Here is a 16,431-nt window from a genome sequence, read left to right on the forward strand (position 1 = left end):
ATCACCCCCCGCGTCGCACACTGGAAGCAAGCCCGAGGAGTGGGGAGACTCCGGATGAGCAGCGGTGCGTGGGATGCCGGGTGGTGGGTCGAGGGGCCGTGGCGGCGCTCCGGTGTCGCCGTGGTCGCGGGGGCGCTGCCCGTGCTCGCGTTTCCGGGGCCCGCGTGGTGGTGGCTGGCGTACGTCGCGCTCGTGCCGTGGATACTGCTGGCGCGGTCGGCGCCGACTGCGCGCAGGGCGGCGTACGACGGCTGGTGCGGCGGGTTCGGGTTTCTGCTGGCGGTGCACAACTGGCTGTTGCCGAGCCTGCATGTGTTCATCTTCCTGATCGCCGCGCTGCTCGGGGTGCTGTGGGCGCCGTGGGGATGGCTGGTGCGCAGGCTGCTGGGCGGGCTGCCCTCGCCGGGGCGGTGCGCGGCGGCGATGGCGGTGCTGCCGTCGGCGTGGCTGGTGGTGGAGCTGGTCAGGTCCTGGCAGGGGCTCGGCGGGCCGTGGGGGATGCTCGGGGCGAGTCAGTGGCAGGTGGAGCCCGCGCTGCGGCTCGCCTCCGTCGGCGGGGTCTGGCTGCTGAGCTGGCTGGTGGTGGCCGTCAATGTCGCGGTCGCCGCGCTGATCGCGGTGCGCGCGGCCCGGCTGCCCGCCGCCGCCTCGCTGCTGGCCACCGCCGCGGCGACCTCGGCCGCGTGGGCGTGGGCGCCGCGCCCGGCGACGGAGGGGACGGCCCGGATCGCCGTCGTACAGCCCGGTGTCGTGGGGGGTCCGCGCAGCGTGGAGGACCGTTTCGACCGTGAGGAGACGCTGACCCGGCGCCTGGCCGGGCAGGACGTGGACCTGATCGTGTGGGGCGAGAGCAGCGTCGGGCGCGATCTCGCCGCCCGTCCGGATCTCGCCCGTCGGCTCGCCGCCCTGTCCCGGCTGACCGGCGCCGACCTGCTGGTGAACGTGGACGCCCGCCGCGCCGACCGCCCCGGTGTCTACAAGAGTTCGGTCCTGATCGGCCCGGACGGCCCGACCGGCGAGCGGTACGACAAGATGCGGCTGGTCCCCTTCGGGGAGTACATACCGGCCCGCTCCCTGCTCGGCTGGGCCACCTCGGTGGGCAAGGCGGCGGGCGAGGACCGGCACCGGGGCACCGAGCAGGTCGTGATGGACGCCGGACACGGGCTGCGGATCGGCCCGCTGGTGTGCTTCGAGACCGCGTTCCCGGACATGAGCCGCCACCTCGTGGACGACGGCGCGGGCGTGCTGCTCGGCCAGTCCTCCACCTCGACCTTCCAGGGCAGCTGGGCCCCGGAGCAGCACGCCTCGCTGGCCGCGCTGCGGGCCGCCGAGACCGGCCGCCCGATGGTGCACGCCACCCTGACCGGGGTGAGCGCCGTCTACGGCCCGGACGGCCAAAGCCTCGGCCCCTGGCTCGGCACGCACGCCGACACCGCCCACGTCTACGACGTACCGCTCGCGCGCGGTGTCACCCCGTACGTCCGGCACGGCGACTGGGCGGTGCGCGGCGCGCTCCTGGTGCTGGCCTCGCTGGGCGCGGTGGAGGGCGTGCGGACGCTCAGGCCGCGCCGGACGGGTCCTGAACCGCTCGTACGACCCGCTCGCACAGTTCGTGGGTGGCCAGCGCGTCCCCGGCACTGAGCACGTTGCCCGCGCGGACGGCGTCGAGGAAGGTGCGGACCGCCTGCTCGATGCCGCGCTGCCGGGAGACCGGCACCCAGTCGCCGCGCCGCCGCAGGGTCGGCTGGCCCTTGTGGTCGATGACCTCGGCGAGGTTGACGACCTGGCGCTTGGTGTCCTGCCCGGAGACCTCCAGGATCTCCTCGGCGGAACCGCTGAGCCGGTTCATGATCCCGAGCGCGGTGAAGCCGTCCCCGGCGAGCTGGAGCACCACGTGGTGCAGCAGCCCGTTCTCGGAGCGGGAGCGCACGGTGATGTCGTCGACCGGGCCCGGCACCAGAAAACGCAGGGTGTCCACGACGTGGATGAAGTCGTCCAGGACCATCGAGCGGGGCTCCTCGGGCAGCCCGACCCGGTTCTTCTGGAGGATGATCAGCTCGCGCGGGTGCTCCAGGCACTGCGCGTACGCGGGGGCGTACCGGCGGTTGAAGCCGACGAACAGGGAGACGCCCCGCTCCTCGGCGAGCGCCACCAGCCGCTCGGCGTCGGCGAGTTCATAGGCGAGCGGCTTGTCCACGTAGGTGGGCACGCCCGCTTCGAGGAGGCGGGTGACGATCTCGGGGTGGACGGCGGTGGGCGCGTGCACGAAGGCGGCGTCGAGACCCGCGTCCAGGAGGGAGTCCAGGCTCTCGTGCCGCCGCTCCTCGGGCAGGTGCAGCGAGTCCGCCACGGCCGTCAGAGTGGCGGGGGTGCGGGTCTGGAGGTGGAGGTCGACCCCGGGCAGTGCGCCGAGCACCGGAAGGTAGGCCTTCCGCGCGATGTCCCCGAGTCCGATGCAGCCGACCTTCACATGCTCTCCTAGTGGCGGTACTCCGTGTGTTCCTCTGGGGAAGGATACGGCGGCTGCCAGTTCGCGACGGTGTCGAAGCCGCGCAGCAGCAGGGTCGGGACGGCCTTGGAGGCGAGGGCGAGCGCGTTGTCGCGCAGGGCGCAGGTGATGCGGCCGTCGGCCAGGTTGAGCCGGGCCGCCTGGACGGACCGGCGCGCGATGCCGGTGGCGCGCGGAAGCCGTTCGGCGGTGTACGCGGCCAGGTCGGGGGCGTGGTGGGCGGCTTGGCGGGCGGCTCGATGGGCGAGGACCACGGCGTCCTCGATGGCCTGGTTGGCCCCCTGCCCGAGCATGGGCGGCATGGCGTGCGCGGCGTCGCCGAGGAGCGCGGTACGGCCGAGGTGGTAGGCGGGCAGGGGCCGCGCGAGGTGGTACACGTCGTGCCGGAGCACGTCCTCGGGGCGGGCGGCGGCGAGGATGTCGGGGACCGGCTGGTGCCAGGTCCCGAACTGCCGCCGAAGTTCGCTGAGTTCGTCGTCCGGGGCGTGCTGTCCGGGGGGCGCGGCGGTGGCCGCGTACGCGTAGACCCGGCCGTCCTTGAGCGGATGGGTGCCCCAGAGGCGGCCCCGGCCCCAGGTCTCATGGGAGGCGAACTCCGCCCCTGGCAACGGGATCAGCAGGCGCCAGGTGGTGAAGCCGGTGTACGCGGCGCCGGGGTGGTCGGGGAACAGGGCTTGGCGGACACGGGAGTTGACGCCGTCGGCGCCGACGACCAGCTCGGCTTCCCACTCCTCGTCGCCGACGGCCACTCGGGCGGTCCTCTCAGCACTGCCGGGGTCGACGAGGTGTGCGGGGGCCGCCGTTCTGACGGCACCCGACGGCAGCAGCGCGGCCAGCCGGTCGACCAGCGTCGCGCGCGGCAGCAGGACCAGCGGACCGCCGAAGCGTGCGGCCATGGCCTCGGCGTCGGACCGGGACAGCCAGCGTCCGCTCGGCGCGCGCAGCCCCCCGTCGCCCTGCCAGGCGGCCAGGTCACGGATCTCGTCCCCGAGGCCGAGGACGTCGAGGGCGCGCAGGCCGTTGGGGGCGAGCGAGAGGGCGGCGCCGACCGGCTCCAGCGAGGGGGCCCGCTCCAGGACGGTGACCTGCCAGCCGCGCCGGTGCAGGGCGGCAGCGGCGGCGAGACCGCCGATCCCGCCGCCGACGACGAGTGCGCGCGTGCGTTCCGCCATGACTCCTCCGGTTGACTCCACCTGCGACTACACCTGTAGTACACGGCCGACCTTACTACATCCGTAGTACCCCGGTGCGGCGCGGGTAGGGTCGACCCATGCCCGTGAGCACCCCGAACCGCGCCGCCCTGGTCGCCGACACCGCCATCACCCTGCTCGCCGAGCGCGGGATGCGCGGGCTGACCCACCGGGCCGTGGACGAGGCGGCCGGGCTGCCGCAGGGCTCCACGTCGAACGTGGCCCGCACCCGCCAGGCGCTCCTCGAACTCGTCGTACGACGGCACGCCGAGCGCGAGACGGGGATGCTGGCCGAGGGCGAGCTGCCGGACCCCGCCGGTGGCCCCGAGTCCCTGGCCGACGCTCTCGCACTGGCGGTCCACCGGCTGCTCACCGAGGGCCGCGCCCTGCTGGTGGCCCGCTACGAACTCGCCCTGGAGGCCACCCGCCGCCCCGAGCTGCGCGCCTTCTACGACGCGACGGGCGCCGCCTTCAAGGAGCGGCTGGGCGCCCTGCTCACCGCCGTGGGCTCGCCCGACCCGGCCCGGCATGTGCTGTCGCTGCTGGCCTGGATGGACGGCCTGATGTTCGCGTGCACGGCGGGCTCGTTCAGCCGCGAGGTGCCGGGGCTGGAAGAAGTCCGGGCGGATCTACGGGAGTTGCTGACGGGGATGCTGCGCGGCTGAGGCCCGGGGCGGCGGGCGGAAATCCCCTGTCGCCGCCGGGACTCGGCTGCGAGGATGCCGATCATGACTGCTGAGAGCCAGGCCCCCGCCGAGACCCCCGCCCCTGCCGAGAACGACGCCCCCGCCGACCGCCCCTCCCCCGCCCTGGACGCCGGGGAACGCGCCATGCTGGAGGGCTGGCTCGAGTACCACCGCCGGACCCTCGCCTGGAAGTGCGAGGACCTGACCGACGAACAGCTGCGCACCGCGTCCGTGCCGCCGTCCGACCTGTCGCTGATGGGCCTGGTGCGGCACATGGCCGACGTGGAGCGGGCCTGGTTCCGCAAGGTGCTGGCCGGAGACGACCAGGGGTGGATCTACTGGAGCGACGAGGACCCGGACGGCGACCTCCACCTCACCGAGGCGGACACCTGGAAGGACGCGTACGCCGTCTGGCAGGCCGAGATCGAGGCCGCCCGGAGCGACGCGGCCCGCTTCGAGCTGGACGACCTCTCGCTCGGCAAGCGCCGCCCCCACGACGAGCGGCGCTACAGCCTCCGCTGGATCTACACCCACATGATCGAGGAGTACGCCCGCCACAACGGCCACGCCGACCTGCTGCGCGAACGGATCGACGGCCGCACCGGCGAGTGAGCGTCAGCCTCGGTACGCGTATGTCCTCCCTGCGGGCGACGGGATCACTCCTGCGAGTGGATCACCCGTGCGTAGCTGATGCCAAGGCGGCGGCCCGGCCAGCAGAGTTGCCCGAGTGCATCGACCGACGACCACCGCAGCGCTCTGGGTCACCGTGGCCGTCTCGGCCCTCACCGCCTGCGTGACCGTGCGGGGCCCGGCGCCCCTCGCTCCCCGCCCGGCGGCGGGCACGGCGACCCCCCGCCCGGTGCAGGCCCCGGCCCGAGAGGCCCTGGCCCGCATGGGGCCGTCCCCGGACGACCCGAAGCACCCGGCCTCGTCCCCGCGGCCGTCCACTCCCCCACCGGCACCCCCGGCCGCGCACCCCACCCCCACCGGCCAGGCCCCGGGCCATGCCGCACCCCCGGCCCCCGCGCCCCGGTCCCGCCCGACCATCAAGGCACCGGACATCTGCGCCCTCGGCCGCAAGTACGGCGGCTGGCAGAAGGACAGCCCGGCATCGGTGATCTGCGGGCGGGCGTACGGGCGCTGAGGGGCGGGGTGGGTGCCGCTCGCACAATGCCGGGCGCGGGGCGGGTGGCCCCTCGCGCGACGCCGGGCGTGGGCCGGGCGCTGGCTGCCGGTCGCCGGTAGCCGGTCGCCCCAGCAGGCACCGGTGCCCCCTGCGCCGCCCCGCGACCGGCCCGGCGCTTCGCCCGACCGGCCCGGGGCTCCCGCCCGCGCACCCGCGCGATCGCGCCCCGCTATCCCACCGGCCGCTGGCGCGGCGGGCCGAACCCCTCGCCGTCCCCCAGCCGCAGCTCCAGGCGGCTGATCGCCGCGCGCACCCCCGCGCCGTAGCCGTCGTCCGCGAGGGAGTCGGCGGCGTGGCGGGCGCGGTGGAGGTGGGTGCGGGCGGCGTCGGAGCGGCCGAGCTTGAGGTAGTCGGCGGCGAGGTTGAGGTGGAGGGAGGGGTAGAAGCCCCGGACCGGCGAGGGGTCGGCGCCGGTCAGCTCCTGGGCGGCCGACAACGCCCGTAGATCCCAGGCGAGTTCGGCGTCGGGGTCGTCCTGGGTGTCGGCGAGGTAGTGGGCCAGGGTGCAGCGGTGGAGCGGGTCACCGGCCTCGGCCGTCTCGGCCCACAGCTCCAGGAGGCGGCGCCTGGCCTCCTCGCGGTCGCCGCCGTGGTGCAGCATCACGACCTGCCCGATCCGGGTGAGCAGGGCATCCGGCGCCGCCTGCTCCTGCCGCTCCGCCACCGCGCCCTCCGAGCCGTCACCCCGGGCCGCCGTCCGGCCCGCCTGCCCCGACGCTAGCCGCAGCCGGTGGAGATGCCGGGCAGGCGGCCCCGTACACCGGGGTGACACACCCGAACCAGCACCCCCACAAACCCCCTACAGGCCCCCTCAGCCCGCCAGGTCCGGAATCCGCCAGTCGATCGCCTCGTGCCCCTGCTTCTCGATCGCCTCGTTGATCTGGGTGAACGGGCGGGAGCCGAAGAACCGCTTGGCGGACAGCGGCGAGGGGTGCGCGCCCTTGACCACGACATGGCGGCTCTCGTCGATCAGGGGAAGCTTCTTCTGCGCGTAGTTGCCCCACAGGACGAAGACCGCCGGGTCGGGCCGCGCGTCCACGGCACGGATCACCGCGTCGGTGAACTTCTCCCAGCCCTTGCCCTTGTGCGAGTTGGCCTCGCCCGCGCGCACCGTCAGCACCGCGTTCAGCAGCAGCACGCCCTGCTCGGCCCACGGCATCAGATAGCCGTTGTCCGGGACCGGGAGGTCCAGCTCCTCGCGCATCTCCTTGTAGATGTTCCGCAGCGAGGGCGGCGTCTTCACGCCGGGCCGCACCGAGAAGCACAGGCCGTGCCCCTGGCCCTCGCCGTGGTACGGGTCCTGGCCGAGGACGAGGACCTTGACCTTGTCGTACGGCGTCGCCTCGAGCGCCGCGAAGACCTCCTCGCGCGGGGGGTAGACCGGGCCCTTCGCCCGCTCCTCCTCGACGAACTCGGTCAGCTCCTTGAAGTAGGGCTTCTCCAGCTCGTCGCCCAGAACCCCGCGCCAGGACTCGGGCAGCATGGCGATGTCGGTCACGTCAACGTCCTCACGATGTGCGGTCACTTCCAGGTCTCAGAACCTACAGGCGACCACTGACAACCAGCACGCGAGGCTGTCGCAGGCCCCCGCTCACCAGCTGGTCTTCCGGTACAGCTCCCACATCGTCATGATCGTGGAGGGGTCGAGCGCCCGCTCCCCGCCGGAGATGTCCCCGCTGGCCGCGACGTACTGCCGTCCCTGCCACAGCGGCAGCAGCCGCGCGTCGTCCGCGATCTCCTGCTGCGCCTCGCCCATGTCCTTGACCACCTCGGCGCGGTCGCGCATCGCGCGTGAGCGGGGCAGCAGGACCGAGGTGATCTTCTTGGCGGGGTAGGGCGTGCCGAGCGCGTTGTTCTCGCCGACGAACGGCGTGATGAAGTTGTCCGGGTCGGGGAAGTCCGGGAACCAGCCGCGCCCGAACACCGGGTACTCCCCCTTCTGGTACCCGGCCACATAGCTCTTCCAGGGCCGCGCCTTCAGGGTGATCGTGAACAGCCCCGAGGCGTCGAGCTGCCGCTTCAGCTCCTGGAACATCAGCGCCGTCTCGGAGCCGTAGCGGTCGCTGGTGTACCAGAGGGTGAGCGGGACGCGCTGGTCGATGCCCGCGCCGGTGAGGATCTTGCGGGCCTTGGCGGTGCTCGGGTCGCCGAAGGTGTCGAAGAACGGCGTGGTGTGCCCGACCAGGCCCTTGGGGACCATGGAGTACAGCGGGTCCACGGTGTCCTTGTACACCCGGTGCGCGATGGCCCCCCGGTCGACGACCTGGGCGACGGCCCGGCGTACGGCGTCCTTCCGGGCCCAGGGGTCCTTGGGGTTGAAGACGAGGTAGCTGATGTCGGTCCCGGCGCCGTCGATCAGCTGGAGGTCGGTGCGGTCCTGCTTCTCCAGGGTGACGATGTCACCGGCGGCCAGACCCCGGTAGGTGACGTCGATCCGCTTGTCGCGCAGCGCCTGGACCATGGAGCGGGAGTCCTGGAAGTAGCGGATGGTCACCGCGTCGTTGAGCCGCTTGGCATAGCCGTCGTAGCGGTCGTTGCGGACCAGGACGGCCTCCTTGCCCTCGTCGTAGGACTGGAGGCGGTAGGGGCCCGAGCCGTGGACGTCGCCCTTGTCGCGCAGGGAGTTGGCGGGGTAGTCGCGCGGGTCCACGATCGACATGGCCGGGGTGGCCAGCACGAACGGGAAGGTGGCGTCCGGCTTCTTGAGGTGGAAGATCACGTCACGGTCGCCGGAGGTGTCCACCCGGTCCAGGCTGCCGAGCAGCCCGGCGGGGCCGCCCGGGGCGTTGATGACCCGGATGCGGTTGATCGACGCCTGTACAGCCTGGGCGTTGAGCGGGTGGCCGTCGGAGAACTTCATGCCCGGGCGCAGTCGGCAGTGGTAGGTACGGCCGCCCGAGTCGGAGAAGCCGCAGCTCTGGGCGGCGTCGGGCTGGGGGGTGGTGGCGCCGGTGGGGTAGGCGAGAAGCGTCTGGTAGACGTTGCGGAACAGTTCCCAGGAGCCGTCCCAGGACCCGGCCGGGTCCAGGGTGCTGGGGGCGCTGGTGGTGCCGACGACGATCGGGCCGTCGTCGGTCCGGGCGCTTCCGGGGAGCAGGGCGCAGCCGGACACCAGGCTGATGGACGCGACCGCCGCGACTCTTCGAAGGAATCGGTTCCGCTTGAACACGCGCACGCTCCTCGATCCGCCGTACCAAGGTCGGCAGACCATACCGCAGCATTACGCCTCCTGAACCTCCCCTGAAACAGCCGTTGTTGACGGATCGAACGGTGACAACGTCGTCATGGCGGCAACCGGTCGCCGTACGGCGCTCCGGGCGCCGTTCCGCTGGGGAACGGCGCCCGGAGGAGACGGCCGGTCAGGGGCCGGACGGCCCCCGGGGGCGGGTCAGCCCACCCCGGCGTTGAGGAAGATGCCGCCGTCCACGACGAGCGTCTGGCCGGTGACCCAGTCGGACTGCTCGGAGGTGAGGAAGGCGGCGGCCCCGCCGATGTCGGAGGGCACGCCCAGGCGGCCGAGCGGGTAGGAGGCGGCGGCCTCCGCCTCGCGGCCCTCGTACAGCGCCTCGGCGAACTTGGTCTTCACCACGGCCGGGGCGATCGCGTTGACCCGCACCTTGGGCGCGAACTCGTGCGCCAGCTGCTGGGTCAGGTTGATCATGGCGGCCTTGCTGACGCCGTACGCGCCGATGAACGGCGAGGGCGCGAGGCCCGCGACGGAGGCGATGTTGACGATCGCGCCGCCGTGCTCGCGCTGCCAGGCGTGCCAGGTCTTCTGGGCGAAGCCGAGCGCCGAGATGACGTTGGTCTCGAACACCTTGCGGGCGACGTTCAGGTCGACGTCCGCGATGGGGCCGAAGACCGGGTTGGTGCCCGCGTTGTTGACCAGGAAGTCGATGCGGCCGAAGGCTTCCATGGTGCGCTCGACGACCGTGCTCTGGTGGTCGAGGTCGTGCGCCTTGCCCGCGACGCCGATGACGCGCTCGGCGCCGAGCCGTTCGACGGCCTCCTTCAGCGCCTCCTCGTTGCGCCCAGTGATGCACACGCGGTCGCCGCGCGCTATCAGGGCCTCCGCGACGCCGTAGCCGATGCCCCGGCTCGCGCCCGTGATGAGCGCGACCTTGCCGGAGAGCTCCGGGAGTTCAGTCATGTCCGTGATCCTCAGATTCCCGAGTGACTAGGTTCTTCAGCTGCCCGGGCGACTAGTCGAGCGGTCCGCCGGCGACGTACAGCACCTGGCCGGAGACGAACCCGGCCGCCTCGCCGGTGAAGAAGGCGATGGCGTTGGCGATGTCCTCGGGCTCGCCGACGCGCTGGACCGGGATCTGGGTGGCGGCGGCCTTCTTGAAGTCGTCGAAGCCCATGCCGACGCGCTCGGCGGTGGCCTTGGTCATCTCGGTGGCGATGAAGCCGGGGGCGACGGCGTTGGCGGTGATGCCGAACTTGCCCAGCTCGATGGCGAGGGTCTTGGTGAAGCCCTGCAGACCCGCCTTGGCGGCCGAGTAGTTGGCCTGGCCGCGGTTGCCCAGCGCGGAGGACGAGGAGAGGTTGACGATCCGGCCGAAGCCCGCGTCGACCATGTGCTTCTGGACGGCCTTGGTCATGAGGAACGAGCCGCGCAGGTGCACGTTGAGCACGGTGTCCCAGTCGGACGCGCTCATCTTGAACAGCAGGTTGTCGCGCAGCACACCGGCGTTGTTGACGAGGATCGTGGGCGCGCCCAGCTCCTCCACGACCCGGGCGATCGCGGCCTCGACCTGCGCCTCGTCGGAGACGTCGGCGCCGACCGCGATGGCCTTGCCGCCCGCCGAGGTGATCTTCTCGACGGTGTCCTTGCCCGCGGCCTCGTCCAGGTCGACCACGGCGACGGCGTGACCCTCGGCGGCCAGGCGTACGGCGGTGGCGGCGCCGATCCCTCGTGCCGCGCCGGTGACTACCGCGACCCGCTGTTCAGTGGTGGACATTGCTGCTTCTCCTCGCCCTTGAGAGAACCCGAGTGGCCCCTTGACAGGACCCGAGTGCGGTGAGCGACCGCTTAGTACCTTCCGCACCCGTGACGCTAGAAGCCCTGGCACCCGGTGTCAACGGGACACCGGGTGGTGTGATCCATTACCTGACCAGGAGGTCGAGCAGCCGTTCGGTCTCGGCCACCGGGTCGGCGGTCAGGCCGGTGTGCACCGAGCCCGGCTGGACGACGGCGGAGCGGGGCGCGATCAGCCAGCGGAAGCGCCGCCCGGCGTCGTCGCCCGCTGCCTGACCGGCGCCCTCGCCGCCCGCGCAGATCCGCTCGACGGCACCGAGCGCGGCCCGGATCCCGGCCACGTCGGCCTCGGGGTCGAGCGCGAGCAGCCGGGCCTCGTCCAGGTGGGTGCGGGCGCCGACGTAGTCGTGGGCGCGGCAGTAGACGATGACTCCGGCGTTGATCCGCTCGCCGCGCTCGACACGGGGGACGACCCGGATCAGGGCGTACTCGTACACATCGCGGTCGCCGCCCTGGCCCGTGCGGGTGATGTGGCGCTCGACCACATGTCCGGCCATGTGAATGTGGTGCTCGCTCACTTGCTCTCCTGGAGGCCGTTGATGCGCTCGTGGGCGGAGACCGCCCGGGCGAGCAGGGGCCGGGCGTAGGCGCGGCGCAGGTCGTCCGGTGTACCGAAGCCGGGCTCGCCGGTCAGCCACGCGTCGGGGATCTCGGCGGTGACCTCGGCGAGCAGGTCCTCGGTGACCCGCGGGGCCAGCTCGGCGGCAGCGGCGGCGACGTCCGGGGCGAAGCGGGCCAGCGCGTGGTCGGAGGCGTCGTAGGGGCGGGCGGCCGAGGTGTCGGCGGAGGGCCAGTTGTGGTGCCAGATCATGGTGGCGCCGTGGTCGATGAGCCACAACTGCCCTTGGTGCACGAGGAGGTTGGGGTTGCGCCAGGAGCGGTCCACGTTGTTGATCAGCGCGTCGAACCAGACGATCCGGCCCGCCTCCTCGGACGTCACCGGGAAGGCGAGCGGGTCGTAGCCGAGGGCGCCGGAGAGGAAGTCCATGCCGAGGTTGGCGCCCCCGCTGGACCGCAGCAGCTCCTGCACCTGCCGGTCGGGCTCACCGAGGCCGAGGACGGGGTCCAGGTCGAGCGTCACGAGCCGGGGCACCCGGAACCCGAGCCGCCGGGCCAGCTCACCGCAGACGACCTCGGCCACGAGCGTCTTGCGCCCCTGTCCCGCGCCGGTGAACTTCATGACGTACGCCCGGAGATCGTCCCCCTCGACGAGGCCTGGCAGTGAGCCGCCCTCACGCAGGGGCGTGATGTACCGGGTGGCGGTGACTTCGGTCAGCATTTGCCCAGGCTATAACGCGGATTGTCCCCGGATTCCGGTGCGCCGCCGCCTCGCCGCCTCTCCCGTACACCCCTGCCGCGCCTACGATCGGCCCCGCACCGTCCCGTTCGCCGCACGCCGTCCCGTACGACCGTCAGGAGAGCCATGGACACCGCGCCCGCGGGGCCCCCGCACCGTCTGGACCCCGCCGGAGGCTGCCCGCACGCCGACAACGCCCGGCTGCTGGCCCTCGGCCCGGTGGCGGCCGTGGAACTGCCGGGCGGCGTCGAGGGGATGGCCGTACTGGGGCACGAGGCGCTGAAGGAGTTCCTTCAGCATCCCGAAGTCGCCAAGGACGCACGGCACTTCGCGGCGCTGCGGGAGGGGCGGATCGAGCCGGGCTGGCCGTTGCTGACCTTCGCCACCGTGCGCGGGATGACCACGGCGGACGGGGAGGACCACCGGCGGCTGCGTTCCCTGGTCGCGCGGGCCTTCACACCCCGGCGGGTCGAAGCACTGCGCCCGCGTGTCGTGGCGCTGACCGACGCCCTGCTGGACGATCTGGCGGTGGCCGCCGAGGCGGGCGCGGGCGTGGCCGATCTGCGACGGCACTTCGCGCTGCCGCTGCCCCTGGGGGTGATCGGTGAACTCCTGGGCGTGGACGAGAAGTTCCGCGACCGGCTGCACCGGCTGAGCAACGCGGTGACGGGGACCGACATCGGCCCCGAGGCGGTGCTCGCCGCGAACCGCGAACTCGTGGGCGTGCTCGGGGAGATCGCCGCCGACAAGGCCGCGCGTCCCGGCGACGACCTGACCAGCGCCCTCATCGCCGCCCGCGACGAGGGCGGCGACCGGCTGGGCCACGAGGAGCTGATCGGCACGCTGGTGCTGCTGATCGTCGCCGGGCACGAGACCACCCTGAACCTGATCACCAACGCGGTGCGCGCCCTGTGCGGCCACCCCGGCCAGCTCGCCCTGGTGCGCGCGGGCGGGGCGAGCTGGGCCGACGTGGTGGAGGAGACCCTGCGCTGGGACGCGCCGGTGAGCTACTTCCCGTTCCGCTATCCGGTACGGGATCTCCAGGTCGGCGGCACCGTGATCCCGGCGGGCACCCCGGTCCTCGCGGGCTACTCCGCCGCCGGACGCGACACGGCGGCGCACGGCCCGGACGCCGACCGCTTCGACCTCACCCGTGCGTCCCGCCCCGGCGCCGTACGTCATCTGTCCCTCGGCCACGGCGCCCACTTCTGCCTCGGCGCCCCGCTCGCCCGCCTCGAAGCGACCGTGGCCCTTGAGCGCCTGTTCACCCGCTTCCCGGACCTCGAACTCGCCGCCGCCGAAGCCGACTTGCGCCGCCACCCCAGCTTCGTCGGCAACACGGTGCACGCGCTCCCCGTCCGGCCCGCCCCGAGCGCTCGACCTCGAACGGACTGACCTCCGCCGGGTCTTACGCCCTCCTCATACCCGAGCGGTGAGGATCGGGTCACGTGGCTGAACGGGTGGTGCCGGTGGACCGTACCCCTGGGCAGCTCACGTACGACCACCCCGGCGGAAGGGAACAACCCCATGACCAGCGCATCGTCCCAGCCCGTAGCGAATCCCGCCCGGCGTACCGTGATGGCGGCGGCCGGTGCCGCCGGGCTCACCGTGGCGCTGGCGGCCTGTGGCTCGGACGGCGGTTCGGACACCGTCGGCAGCGGCGCGGCCGGTACCGCGCTCGGCAAGACCTCGGACATCCCCGAGGGCGGCGGCAAGATCTTCAAGGACGAGGGCGTGGTGGTGACCCAGCCGTCGGCCGGGACGTACAAGGCGTTCTCCGCGAAGTGCACCCACCAGGGCTGTGCGGTGGGCAGCGTGAGCGACGGGGTGATCGTGTGCCCGTGCCACAACAGCCACTTCTCGGTGGAGGACGGCAGCGTGAAACAGGGGCCCGCGACACAGGGGCTGCCCGCGAAAAAGATCAACGTGTCCGGCGACACGATCGAGTTGGCCTGATCACGCTCCACCGGGCCGTGTTCCTTTTTCTGGCGCCGTGTCAGAAGATCGGCGGCACGGGGGTGTTCTCGGCACGGGGGTGTCTCGTGGACAACTGGGGAGAAGAGGGGGCCGTATGACCGTCACCGAGCAGCGCCGGGGCCGGAAGATCATGATGACGCCGGGCGAGCTGGACGCGTTCCTGACCGTCCAGCGCACCTGCCGGGTCGCGACCGTCGCGGCGGACGGCACCCCGCACGTGAGCGCGCTGTGGTTCGTCTGGGACGGCACCTCGCTGTGGCTCTACTCCGTGGTGCGCAGCAGGCGTTGGGCCCAGCTGAGCCGTGACCACCGGGTCGCGGTGGTGGTCGACGCGGGCGAGGAGTACGACCAGTTGCGCGGGGCCGAGCTGTCCGGGCGGGTGGAGTTCGTGGGCGAGGTGCCGCGCACGGGCGAGCTGTGTGCCGAACTCGACGCGGTGGAGACGCTGTTCGCCCGCAAGAACTTCGGCCTGGACGAGATGCCGCACGACGGGCGGCACGCCTGGGCCCGGCTCACCCCGGAGAAGATCGTCTCCTGGGACTTCCGGAAGCTGGGCAAGGCGTAGAGTCACCCCGGCCTCAGCCGAGCTGCCGGGCCGCCGTCCGCAGCGCCTCGACCGCCGCACGGATCGAGGGACGGCGGTCCGCGTCCGCTCGCCAGACCACGTAGACATGCCTGCGCACCCGCTGCTTGAGCGGGACCAGGACCACGCCCGGCGGCACCGGGTCGCGCCCCAGCAAGGGTGCGATACACACCCCCAACCCTGCGGCGACCAGCGCGAGTTGGGTGTGGGTCTCGCCCGCCCGGTGGCCGACCAGGGGCTCGACCCCCTTGGAGCGCAGGGTGAAGATCAGCCACTCGTGGCAGAACTCGCCCTCGCCCCAGGTGATCCACTCGTCCTCGGCGAACTCGGCGAGGTCCACCTCGTCACGGTCCGCGAGCGGATGCCCGGCGGGGAGCGCGACCTCCGCCGGGTCGTCCAGCAGGGGCGCCTTGACCAGGCCGTCCGGCACCGGCATCGGCTTGTTGTACCAGTCGAGCACCACCGCGAGGTCGAGATCACCGCGGACGACCCCGGCGACACCCTGCTCCGGCTCCAGTTCGCTGGAGCGCACCCGCAGTCCCGGGTGCAGGGCCCGCAGTCCGGCGAGCGCGGCCGGGAAGAGCCCCCGGGCGGCGGTGGGAAACGCGGAGAGCCGCAGCTCGCCGACGACCTGCCCCCGGTGCGCCTCCAGGTCCGACTGGGCCAGCTCCACCTGGGAGAGGATGCGCGCGGCGTGCTCGGAGAGCAGTCGCCCCGCGTCCGTGAGCCGGACCCCGCGCCCGTTCTTGGCGAGCAGCCGCTGCCCCACCTCCCGCTCCAACTTGCCCAGTTGCTGGGACACGGCGGAGGTGGTGACGTGCAGCGCGTCGGCGGCGGCGCTGACCGAGCCGTGCCGGGCGAGGGCGTCCAGGGTGCGCAGGCGCTCCAGATTCAACATGTAAGCGATCCTAAGAGATACCGGGTGCCAATTCTCGATTGTGCTACGAAGTTGCTGCCCGCATCTTTGATGGCATGAGCACGGTCTCCCCTTCCCGCACGGCGACACCCGCGTCCGCGTCCGCCACCACGTCCGCCGCCACGTCCGCCCCGGCGTCCACCCCGGCCGCCGCCACCCCACGCCCCCGCACCGACTGGCGGCTGCGCTTCGGCGTGCTGTCCCTGATCTGGGGCTTCAGCTTCCTCCTCATCAAGGTCGGCACGACCTCCTACGCCCCGTTCCAAGTCACCCTCGGCAGGCTGGTGTTCGGCACGGCCGTGCTCGCGGCGGCGATGGCCGTCAAGCGCGAGCGGCTGCCGCGCGGGGCCCGCGTCTGGGGGCACATGGCGGTCGCCGCGTTCTTCCTGAACGCCGCGCCCTTCTCCCTCTTCGCCTACGCGGAGCTGACCGTCCCCTCCACCCTGGCCGGCATCTGCAACGCCACCTCGCCGCTGTGGGGCATGGTCCTCTCCCTGGTCGCGCTCTCCGAGGACCGCCCGAGCCGGGTGCGCTTCGCGGGGCTCGGCCTCGGTTTCCTCGGGGTGCTGACGGTCCTCGGCGCCTGGCAGGGCTTCCACGGCATCGACGCCACGGGCACCGCGATGGCCCTGCTGGCCTCGCTCTGCTACCCGGTCGGCTGGATCTACGTCCGCCGCACCCTGTCGGGCACGGGCAACTCGCATCTCGCCATGACCGGGGCCCAGTTGTTCCTGGCGACCATCCAACTGGCCGTCGTAACCCCCCTGTTCACCTCGCTTCCGACGCGCTTCGCGCTCGTCCCGCTGCTCGCGGTGGCCGCGCTCGGCGCCCTCGGTACGGGGGTCGCGGTGCTCATCCAGTACGGGCTCGTCGCCGAAGTCGGGCCCACCACCGCACAGATGGTGACCTACTTCATCCCGGTCATCGCCACGGCGGCGGGCGTGGCGATCCTCGGGGAGTCGATCGCGTGGACCACTCCGGTGGGCGCCGTGATCGTCATCGCGGGGGCCGCGCTCACCCAGGTGCGGCGCAAGAGCTGACCGACG

The 16,431-nt window shown here is 72.8% G+C and carries 18 protein-coding genes; 8 read left to right on the forward strand and 10 right to left on the reverse strand.

The window, feature by feature from the left end; genetic code table 11:
- Positions 1–54: 54 nt before the first annotated feature.
- On the forward strand, positions 55–1,641 hold the full coding sequence (gene lnt, locus B079_RS0115420; protein ID WP_018546728.1) for an apolipoprotein N-acyltransferase: 1,587 nt from the start codon (positions 55–57) through the stop codon (positions 1,639–1,641).
- On the opposite strand, the gene B079_RS0115425 is transcribed toward lnt, so the two are convergent.
- Positions 1,559–2,470, reverse strand: a complete 912-nt coding sequence (locus tag B079_RS0115425) for a Gfo/Idh/MocA family protein (protein ID WP_018546729.1) — start codon at positions 2,468–2,470, stop codon at positions 1,559–1,561. The two genes, lnt and B079_RS0115425, sit on opposite strands and share 83 nt — an antisense overlap.
- Positions 2,471–2,478: 8 nt before the next feature.
- Positions 2,479–3,681: an FAD-dependent monooxygenase gene (locus B079_RS36315; RefSeq protein ID WP_018546730.1), complete on the reverse strand. Its 1,203-nt coding sequence runs from the start codon at positions 3,679–3,681 to the stop codon at positions 2,479–2,481.
- Between the two features lie 98 nt (positions 3,682–3,779).
- Here B079_RS36315 and B079_RS0115435 point away from each other — a divergent pair, with 98 nt between their 5' ends.
- From B079_RS0115435 to B079_RS0115445, 3 genes are all read left to right on the forward strand, one after another.
- Positions 3,780–4,364 (forward strand): TetR/AcrR family transcriptional regulator, encoded by a 585-nt coding sequence (locus B079_RS0115435; RefSeq protein WP_018546731.1) that lies wholly within the window; start codon positions 3,780–3,782, stop codon positions 4,362–4,364.
- A 165-nt stretch (positions 4,365–4,529) separates the two neighbouring features.
- Positions 4,530–4,997: a DinB family protein gene (locus B079_RS0115440; protein ID WP_051095154.1), complete on the forward strand. Its 468-nt coding sequence runs from the start codon at positions 4,530–4,532 to the stop codon at positions 4,995–4,997.
- A gap of 115 nt (positions 4,998–5,112) precedes the next feature.
- On the forward strand, positions 5,113–5,529 hold the full coding sequence (locus B079_RS0115445; RefSeq protein ID WP_018546733.1) for a hypothetical protein: 417 nt from the start codon (positions 5,113–5,115) through the stop codon (positions 5,527–5,529).
- Between the two features lie 211 nt (positions 5,530–5,740).
- On the opposite strand, the gene B079_RS0115450 is transcribed toward B079_RS0115445, so the two are convergent.
- The 7 genes from B079_RS0115450 to B079_RS0115480 form a co-directional block, all read right to left on the reverse strand.
- Positions 5,741–6,235: a hypothetical protein gene (locus B079_RS0115450; protein WP_018546734.1), complete on the reverse strand. Its 495-nt coding sequence runs from the start codon at positions 6,233–6,235 to the stop codon at positions 5,741–5,743.
- Between the two features lie 147 nt (positions 6,236–6,382).
- A complete protein-coding gene (locus B079_RS0115455) occupies positions 6,383–7,069 on the reverse strand; it encodes a uracil-DNA glycosylase (protein ID WP_018546735.1) in 687 nt (228 codons plus the stop codon).
- A 93-nt stretch (positions 7,070–7,162) separates the two neighbouring features.
- On the reverse strand, positions 7,163–8,740 hold the full coding sequence (locus tag B079_RS0115460; protein WP_018546736.1) for an ABC transporter substrate-binding protein: 1,578 nt from the start codon (positions 8,738–8,740) through the stop codon (positions 7,163–7,165).
- Between the two features lie 219 nt (positions 8,741–8,959).
- Entirely contained in the window at positions 8,960–9,721 is a 762-nt protein-coding gene (locus B079_RS0115465) for an SDR family oxidoreductase (RefSeq protein WP_018546737.1), read from the reverse strand.
- 52 nt (positions 9,722–9,773) lie between these two features.
- Positions 9,774–10,535: a 3-oxoacyl-ACP reductase FabG gene (gene fabG / locus B079_RS0115470; RefSeq protein ID WP_018546738.1), complete on the reverse strand. Its 762-nt coding sequence runs from the start codon at positions 10,533–10,535 to the stop codon at positions 9,774–9,776.
- Between the two features lie 145 nt (positions 10,536–10,680).
- Positions 10,681–11,130, reverse strand: a complete 450-nt coding sequence (locus tag B079_RS0115475; RefSeq protein ID WP_026248730.1) for a DUF3037 domain-containing protein — start codon at positions 11,128–11,130, stop codon at positions 10,681–10,683.
- Positions 11,127–11,891, reverse strand: a complete 765-nt coding sequence (locus B079_RS0115480; RefSeq protein ID WP_018546740.1) for a HipA family kinase — start codon at positions 11,889–11,891, stop codon at positions 11,127–11,129. The genes B079_RS0115475 and B079_RS0115480 overlap by 4 nt, the downstream gene beginning before the upstream one ends.
- Before the next feature lie 144 nt (positions 11,892–12,035).
- Between B079_RS0115480 and B079_RS0115485 the strand changes: the two genes are divergently transcribed.
- The 3 genes from B079_RS0115485 (at position 12,036) to B079_RS0115495 (ending at position 14,451) form a co-directional block, all read left to right on the forward strand.
- On the forward strand, positions 12,036–13,304 hold the full coding sequence (locus tag B079_RS0115485) for a cytochrome P450 family protein (RefSeq protein WP_018546741.1): 1,269 nt from the start codon (positions 12,036–12,038) through the stop codon (positions 13,302–13,304).
- A 132-nt stretch (positions 13,305–13,436) separates the two neighbouring features.
- Positions 13,437–13,865 carry a Rieske (2Fe-2S) protein gene (locus B079_RS0115490; RefSeq protein ID WP_018546742.1) on the forward strand — a complete coding sequence of 143 codons (429 nt, stop codon included), beginning with the start codon at positions 13,437–13,439 and terminating at the stop codon, positions 13,863–13,865.
- Positions 13,866–13,980: 115 nt separating this feature from the next.
- On the forward strand, positions 13,981–14,451 hold the full coding sequence (locus tag B079_RS0115495) for a pyridoxamine 5'-phosphate oxidase family protein (RefSeq protein WP_018546743.1): 471 nt from the start codon (positions 13,981–13,983) through the stop codon (positions 14,449–14,451).
- Positions 14,452–14,464: 13 nt separating this feature from the next.
- Here B079_RS0115495 and B079_RS0115500 read toward each other — a convergent pair whose 3' ends face one another.
- Positions 14,465–15,367 carry a LysR family transcriptional regulator gene (locus tag B079_RS0115500; protein ID WP_018546744.1) on the reverse strand — a complete coding sequence of 301 codons (903 nt, stop codon included), beginning with the start codon at positions 15,365–15,367 and terminating at the stop codon, positions 14,465–14,467.
- A 74-nt stretch (positions 15,368–15,441) separates the two neighbouring features.
- Between B079_RS0115500 and B079_RS0115505 the strand changes: the two genes are divergently transcribed.
- Entirely contained in the window at positions 15,442–16,425 is a 984-nt protein-coding gene (locus tag B079_RS0115505; protein ID WP_018546745.1) for an EamA family transporter, read from the forward strand.
- The last annotated feature ends 6 nt before the right edge of the window (positions 16,426–16,431 follow it).

This window comes from Streptomyces sp. LaPpAH-108, assembly GCF_000373625.1.
Taxonomy (GTDB): Bacteria; Actinomycetota; Actinomycetes; order Streptomycetales; family Streptomycetaceae; genus Streptomyces.

Coding starts and splice junctions, on each gene's coding strand:
- lnt (WP_018546728.1), top strand. CDS start 55: ATGAGCAGCGGTGCGTGGGATGCCGGGTGGTGGGTCGAGGGGCCGTGG.
- B079_RS36315 (WP_018546730.1), bottom strand. CDS start 3,681: ATGGCGGAACGCACGCGCGCACTCGTCGTCGGCGGCGGGATCGGCGGT.
- B079_RS0115435 (WP_018546731.1), top strand. CDS start 3,780: ATGCCCGTGAGCACCCCGAACCGCGCCGCCCTGGTCGCCGACACCGCC.
- B079_RS0115440 (WP_051095154.1), top strand. CDS start 4,530: ATGCTGGAGGGCTGGCTCGAGTACCACCGCCGGACCCTCGCCTGGAAG.
- B079_RS0115465 (WP_018546737.1), bottom strand. CDS start 9,721: ATGACTGAACTCCCGGAGCTCTCCGGCAAGGTCGCGCTCATCACGGGC.
- fabG (WP_018546738.1), bottom strand. CDS start 10,535: ATGTCCACCACTGAACAGCGGGTCGCGGTAGTCACCGGCGCGGCACGA.
- B079_RS0115480 (WP_018546740.1), bottom strand. CDS start 11,891: ATGCTGACCGAAGTCACCGCCACCCGGTACATCACGCCCCTGCGTGAG.
- B079_RS0115485 (WP_018546741.1), top strand. CDS start 12,036: ATGGACACCGCGCCCGCGGGGCCCCCGCACCGTCTGGACCCCGCCGGA.
- B079_RS0115490 (WP_018546742.1), top strand. CDS start 13,437: ATGACCAGCGCATCGTCCCAGCCCGTAGCGAATCCCGCCCGGCGTACC.
- B079_RS0115495 (WP_018546743.1), top strand. CDS start 13,981: ATGACCGTCACCGAGCAGCGCCGGGGCCGGAAGATCATGATGACGCCG.
- B079_RS0115500 (WP_018546744.1), bottom strand. CDS start 15,367: ATGTTGAATCTGGAGCGCCTGCGCACCCTGGACGCCCTCGCCCGGCAC.
- B079_RS0115505 (WP_018546745.1), top strand. CDS start 15,442: ATGAGCACGGTCTCCCCTTCCCGCACGGCGACACCCGCGTCCGCGTCC.